Genomic DNA, 5,723 nt, shown 5'->3' with positions numbered 1-5,723 from the left:
CGAAGGATTGGGAAAAATCCATCGCCAGCGCGGCAGCTTGGGTCACAATCGCACACATCCGCCGCGTCACGCGGATGCTCGCAAGACAATGAATTCACTCGAAAAGTTTTGAATCAGACTCTAAGGACGTGGCCGCAGGCGGCCCGGTACAGGCCGTAGTGGTGGTTGCGCCCGTCACGGCGCAGGAAGGTCAGGCCCGCCGCTCGTGCGGCGTCGGCGAGATCAGCTTCTGCGCAGGCGCCGCAGCGGGGCTGGGCCGTCCGGAGCGTAAAGCTCTTGTGCGCGGTCAGTCCTCCACAGGTCCGGCATTCGAGCGCGACGTGATACCTGTCCCGGATCCTGCCATGGAGCCTGAATCCCTTGTCGCGAGCGATGAGGGCCCAGGCTTCCGGCACGGGCCGAGGATAGTCGCGCCATTCGCTGGCGGGCACATGGCGCGAGCGATGAGGGACGTGAAGGCGACGCCGACGACTGGTCACGACCTCGAAGGGAACACCACGGACGGACGGGCGGGACGACTTGGGCGAGCGGGGCTGGGTCTTGGGCATGGGAGAAGCTCCTGGGCTGGACATGAGGAGAGAGAGGGCGCGGGGTCTCCCCGCGCCGGGACGTTGCGTGAAACTGTTCGGGGAGGTCAGGCCGAGGGACCGATGTCGCCGTCCAACTCCGGGCCACCCCAGTCCTCGATGCGGGCATCGAAGGTGTCTTCCAGAGCCAGCCAAGTCTCGAGTGCGTCGATCGCCGCGCCAAGCCAGACGTTGAGGTCGCGCGCCCCGGCGTCCCCTCCCGGCACCAGCCACGCCCAGCGGCGCAGCCGCATATGGGCGCGAATGCCTGCGATCTCTTCCGGATCCGCGGACCGGATCACCCGCAGATAGAGACGCGCCACAGCCTGAAAGGCACGCTCGGCCTCGTCGATGGCCGGTGCCGCGATCATCGCTTCACAGCCAGCCTTGGTTTCCGCAAGCGCGGCATCCGCTGCCGTGATCCAGTGATCCACAGCAGGATCCTGACCCGAGTAGCCGGCCAGCTCCTGCTCATTCTGGATCAGCGCCGGCAGAGTGGCGACGAAACCCACGAAGAGCGCGGTGACGGAGGCCACAGCGGGGGGTTTCATTTCAAACTTTTTGACATTATGGTTAGTGGAAGTCATTCCAGTCTCCTTACCTTTGGGTCTGCGTTTGGCGAGGACGGGGTGTGAGGTTCCAGCTCTGCTCCGTCCGACCATGACAACTAAATAACTACATAAAGTCGTAAAGTCAAGAATTGCACCATGAAAAAAATGGGTCGCCCTCCCGTAGATACAGAAGCTGTGACAGTGCGACTGCCGCGCGAGCTGATTACTGCACTGGATGACGCACGGCGCTCGGAGCCAGAGATGCCGACGCGCCAAGAAATCATCCGGCGCGTGCTGCTGGAATGGCAGGCTGGTCAGGACCAGAAATAATCACGAAGACCACTAACCCCTTTTAGAAGTGTGGGCGCGTGTTCGCTTGAGTAGGTTCCGTAAGGCAGACCTCACTGTCCTGGAGCGTCCTGAACCTTACGCTGCGGCAATAGCTTCTTGATGTCGGGCTTAACCTATGGACAGGGGCACTGTTCTTCGCGAGGCCGCGGTCCTCACCGCCGCTCGATGCGCTCGACAAAGGCGTTCCGGCTCAGCGACTATTTCCTTGACCTGCTCTTGGCTCACAAAACGGCACGCCGGCGATGCGAGGCCCAAGTCTCGGACTGTATTGGTCGAGGGTCGGTAATACAGCAGGTTCAACGCGGCCAACGTCAGCACACAAGATCACCCCATAACGGACCAGTATCCGGACTCCCGCTCCACGGCCTGCGACCGCCCCGTCCCCCCGGACAGAATGCCGAACAGACCACCCAAGCAAGAGGTCTCCGAAGGGCGCGCGCACGGGTCAGACTTCGGGTGTTCGCCTATGCGGGACGACCGGAGACTGGTCAGCAAAACGGGTCTTGCGTGACTGCCTCGCCTGAGAAAAGATAAGAAAAACAATATGTCATCAGGGCGGAGCAAAGGGGGGTTTCGAAAGGGGGGAAAAGGAACCGGTTAGGTTTTTTCACCCCTTCGCCGGATAGTCATAAAGAGCGGCTCGCCGCGAACTTATGGCTAGTAGGTTGAACGATATGCCCGTCCTGAATGATGACAAGAAACTCTCGAATCCCCGGGCAGCCTCCGTCCGGATCGCCGCCGACACGATGTCCGGATACTCCGGTCAGCGCCGTCATGACCTGCGAATCGGGACAGTTCCGAATTACGTCGACGAGAAACGTGTCCATCTGAACCGGATATTGATCGCCCCACCAACCCCTGCCGAGATGCGCGATATCGCGAAGGCGCGGCGGGCTCGGCGGGAGACCCAGCGCGCCATGAAATCGAACTCCGCTGTGGCCACGGCGGCAATCATCACATTTGGGTCCGAAGCCGCCCAGATGTTCGAGGCCCTATCGCAGGAGGAGCAGGACCGCGCGTTCCGCGACCTTGTCGAGGCGGTGGCGGCCCATCTCAACACGTCCGTTCACGCGCTGGTCGTGCATCTCGACGAGGCGACGATCCACGCCCACGCCGCGCTCTGCTCGTATGACCATGACGGCGTCCCGCTGTCCCGCTCGACCACGCCCGCGATCCTGTCCCAGCTGCAGGACCTGACAGCCGAAGTCCTCCAGCGCTACTGTCCCGAGATTGAGCGCGGCACCCGCTACGGAGATCGGTTGGCGGCGGGCGCGGAGTGGGCCGAGGTGATCCACAAAACGGTCAAGCAGCTCCATCGCGAGCTGCCGGCCGATCTCGCCGCGAAACGGGCCGAGCTGGAGGCCCTGGAACAGGTCAGGGTCGAGGCGCAGGAGCGGATCGACGGGCTGCGGACCGAGGTGGTCAAACTCGACCGGACGGTCGATCGTGTGTCGGGTGATGTGGCGCACCTGGAGGACGAGAAGGTCCAGTTAGAGGAGAAGCTGGACGACCTGATCCGGGACCAGGAAGCAGCCGAGGTCGCGCGGGACGCGTCGGACCGGCTCGCGAAGATCGCGCACAGAGAGCGGAAAGAACGAAATGCCAGGGCCGCCGCCGCCCGGGCCGAAACCCGGGCGGTCGAGGACCGGCTTGCAGGTCTGATGGCCGCCGAGGCGGAAGCGCGGGACCGGCTCGCGGGTCTGGAAGAGGAGGAAGAGGCAGCCCGCAAACGCGTGGCGGAGATGCAGGGCCGGGTCGACACGTTGACCGAGAAGGCAAGCCTGACGGACAAGGAGGCGAAGAGGCTCGAGACCTATCGCCGCCGCCTCAAGGACCGGGTCGCGGTTTTGGAAGCGGCGAAAGGCGCCGCGCAGGCGGCCCGGGACGCGGCGACCGCCGAGACCGAGACCGCCCAGACGGAGGCGGCGCGGGTCACGGCAGAGGCCGAGGCGAAGGCCAAAAAGGCCGCCACCGAGGTCCGGGGCGCTGAGGCCCGAAAGGCCGAGATTGGGAAGGAGATAGAGGACCTGACCGTAGACGCGGTCGTCATGGCCCAGGTCGTTGCAGACCGTCAGGCTGAGGCAGCGCGCCTGAAGACGGAGGCTGAGGAGAAGGCCCGCGCCCGCGATGCCGCGGAGGCGGACCGGGTCAAGGCCGAGAACGCTGCCAAGGCAGCCGCTGAAAAGACCCGGATTGAGGCGGCCCGGGCGACCGGGCTTGCCCAAGAGATTGAGGACCTGACCGTTGGCGTGGTCGCCATGGCTCGTGTCGCAGCGGACCGGAAGGCTGAGGCGGCGCGCCTGAAGGCGGATGCCGAGGAGCAGGCCCGCGCCCGCGACGCCGCGGCGGCGGACCGGGTCAAAGCCGAGGACGCTGCCAAGGCAGCCGCCGAACAGACCCAGAAAGAAGAAGCCCGGGCGGCGGAAACGCAGGACCGGATCGGCGTGGTGACCGCCGGGTTGGGCGCAATGGTCAAGGAGATCGCCAAGGGCACGATCTCTCGGGACGCGGAAGGCAGGCTGCAAGCGCAGGACATCGACCGCCTTGAGCCTGCTTTTCCGGACATCGCCCCGGCGGTCGAGATGGCGGTGAGCGCCGTAAAGAGCGCCAACGGGCTCCGAAGCAGGGCCCGGCGCCTGAATGATGAGACATTGAAAACCTGCGAGGCAGCACAGGCCGCGATCAACATCGAGCGGCAGACCCTAGAAAATGACCAAGCAGCGCTGCGCCAGGATAAGGATCAACTCGCGAAGGACCAGGGTCGGCTTAAACGGGACCAGAACGCCACCGAGGCTCAGGCCACGCGGGCCCAGTGGATGTTGAGCCGCCTCGAGCCCTTGCTCGGACGCTTCGTGAAGTGGCTGAAGCTGCCGGGCATGCCGAAATTCATCCGGGATGAGGGCATAGAGATCCTTGGGGATACAATGGCAGTGTTCACTGACCTGAAGGACGATGGGCTGGATATGTGACTATGCTTGAGCTGAGTTCTGGCCGCGCGAATATCCGCTGCCCGACTGTCCCAGCGGCTGTCGGTTTCCACCAGCTTGTGCTGGCGGTCCACGTAACGTAGGCGTTGTTCTGAAACCGTGGTGGCTTTTCCTGTGCTTCTCGGTACCGAGAACATCGGTTTTTTTACGACAGTTGGTCGGCTGGTCGGCATTGAAGCAGAACGGCTCCTTGGTGCGAATTTCGCGTAATAGCGGGCACCGGTTTCAATTGATCGCGGGCGTGGCATGCGGTCCACCGCTTCCAAAATGCCCGGCCGTACCCGCCCGAGGTCCGCAGACTGATCTACACTACGGATGAGATCGACAAGACTTTTCTGCCGGAAACCTCTACTCGTCGACCTCGGGGCGAAGCGTGGCGTGTCGGCTGGAAGCGTCACCGGGCATCCGCCGGAACCGGTTGGCGGGTCAACCAGTTGCCGCCACGCTTCTTGACGAGATCGGCATGCGGGCATTTCGGGATCAGATGCGCATGCAGGATCGCATGCACCTCGTTCTTGGGACTGGTCCGGTGCCGGACAACCTGATAGCGGCGCGCCACCAGCCTGCGCACACGTTCCGTCGCCGCGTCCGGGGTCCAGATTTCCGGCCGCGTGCAAGCTGGCCAGTGTGCCGACGTCGACCTTGTCGGTCTTCACATGGGCATGGGCGATCGCCTTGACCTGAAGCGGATTCGCAATCACTAAGCGTTTGACATGGGCGACAGGACCCGCGACACCGCCTCCAAGCTCTCCCCCCGCATGAGCCGCTGAACCACCACGAGTTTGCGCTTCGCCGAAAGGCGCCTGGCAGGACTGAACTGATGCGGTGGATGCCCCCACCAACGGCATCTCATATGCCATGATGGTTCCAGTGGAACCGAACGGAGGGCCCACCGATGACGACAAATATCAGCATGCTGGCGATTGACCTTGCGAAGGGGAGCTTCCAAGTCTGCGCCTTAGAGCCGGAGGGGACGGTTCTATACAACCGCGCTCTGTCGCGGACGCGGCTGGCGGCGCTTCTTGCCGGGCAACCAGCTTGCATCGTGGCGATGGAGGCCTGCGCCACGTCGCACCATTGGGGCCGGGTAGCGCAACGGCACGGTCACGAGGCTCGGCTTATTCCGGCGGTCTACGTGAAGCCGTTCGTGAAGCGCCAGAAAAATGATCGCGCGGACGCGGAAGCCATCGCGGAAGCGGCTTTGCGGCCGACCATGCGCTTCGTGGCGGTGAAGAGCGCCGAGACCCAGGGGCGCGCTGTCGCATTCC

General features: G+C 63.9%; 6 protein-coding genes and 1 pseudogene. 4 read left to right on the top strand and 3 right to left on the bottom strand.

Annotation, left to right across the window (positions count from 1 at the left end; all coding sequences use genetic code 11):
- Positions 1-92 (top strand): annotated as a pseudogene (locus AAFO90_RS23725) (IS5/IS1182 family transposase); the annotation flags it as partial.
- A gap of 21 nt (positions 93-113) precedes the next feature.
- On the opposite strand, the gene AAFO90_RS23720 reads toward AAFO90_RS23725, so the two are convergent.
- A complete protein-coding gene (locus AAFO90_RS23720; RefSeq protein WP_347511024.1) occupies positions 114-548 on the bottom strand; it encodes a hypothetical protein in 435 nt (144 codons plus the stop codon).
- Between the two features lie 86 nt (positions 549-634).
- Complete coding sequence (locus AAFO90_RS23715; protein WP_274840596.1) at positions 635-1,153, bottom strand: hypothetical protein; 519 nt, start codon at positions 1,151-1,153, stop codon at positions 635-637.
- A 120-nt stretch (positions 1,154-1,273) separates the two neighbouring features.
- Here AAFO90_RS23715 and AAFO90_RS23710 point away from each other — a divergent pair, with 120 nt between their 5' ends.
- A complete protein-coding gene (locus AAFO90_RS23710; protein ID WP_274840597.1) occupies positions 1,274-1,447 on the top strand; it encodes a hypothetical protein in 174 nt (57 codons plus the stop codon).
- 695 nt (positions 1,448-2,142) lie between these two features.
- Positions 2,143-4,437 carry a plasmid recombination protein gene (locus AAFO90_RS23705; RefSeq protein ID WP_347511023.1) on the top strand — a complete coding sequence of 765 codons (2,295 nt, stop codon included), beginning with the start codon at positions 2,143-2,145 and terminating at the stop codon, positions 4,435-4,437.
- A gap of 412 nt (positions 4,438-4,849) precedes the next feature.
- Here AAFO90_RS23705 and AAFO90_RS23700 read toward each other — a convergent pair whose 3' ends face one another.
- Positions 4,850-5,026 carry a hypothetical protein gene (locus tag AAFO90_RS23700; RefSeq protein ID WP_347511022.1) on the bottom strand — a complete coding sequence of 59 codons (177 nt, stop codon included), beginning with the start codon at positions 5,024-5,026 and terminating at the stop codon, positions 4,850-4,852.
- Positions 5,027-5,350: 324 nt separating this feature from the next.
- Here AAFO90_RS23700 and AAFO90_RS23695 point away from each other — a divergent pair.
- A partial coding sequence (locus tag AAFO90_RS23695) for a transposase (protein WP_347511021.1) occupies positions 5,351-5,723 on the top strand: 373 nt, incomplete at its 3' end.

The organism is Phaeobacter sp. CAU 1743 (assembly GCF_039839315.1).
GTDB classification, from domain to species: domain Bacteria; phylum Pseudomonadota; class Alphaproteobacteria; order Rhodobacterales; family Rhodobacteraceae; genus Phycobacter; species Phycobacter gallaeciensis_A.
Note: the sequence above shows the minus strand (reverse complement) of the source record. Positions and strands in the feature narration are given on the sequence as shown.

What these genes read in the sequence shown, in the direction of transcription:
- AAFO90_RS23710 (WP_274840597.1), top strand. Translation starts at nt 1,274, where the DNA reads ATGAAAAAAATGGGTCGCCCTCCCGTAGATACAGAAGCTGTGACAGTG.
- AAFO90_RS23705 (WP_347511023.1), top strand. Translation starts at nt 2,143, where the DNA reads ATGCCCGTCCTGAATGATGACAAGAAACTCTCGAATCCCCGGGCAGCC.
- AAFO90_RS23715 (WP_274840596.1), bottom strand. Translation starts at nt 1,153, where the DNA reads ATGACTTCCACTAACCATAATGTCAAAAAGTTTGAAATGAAACCCCCC.
- AAFO90_RS23720 (WP_347511024.1), bottom strand. Translation starts at nt 548, where the DNA reads ATGCCCAAGACCCAGCCCCGCTCGCCCAAGTCGTCCCGCCCGTCCGTC.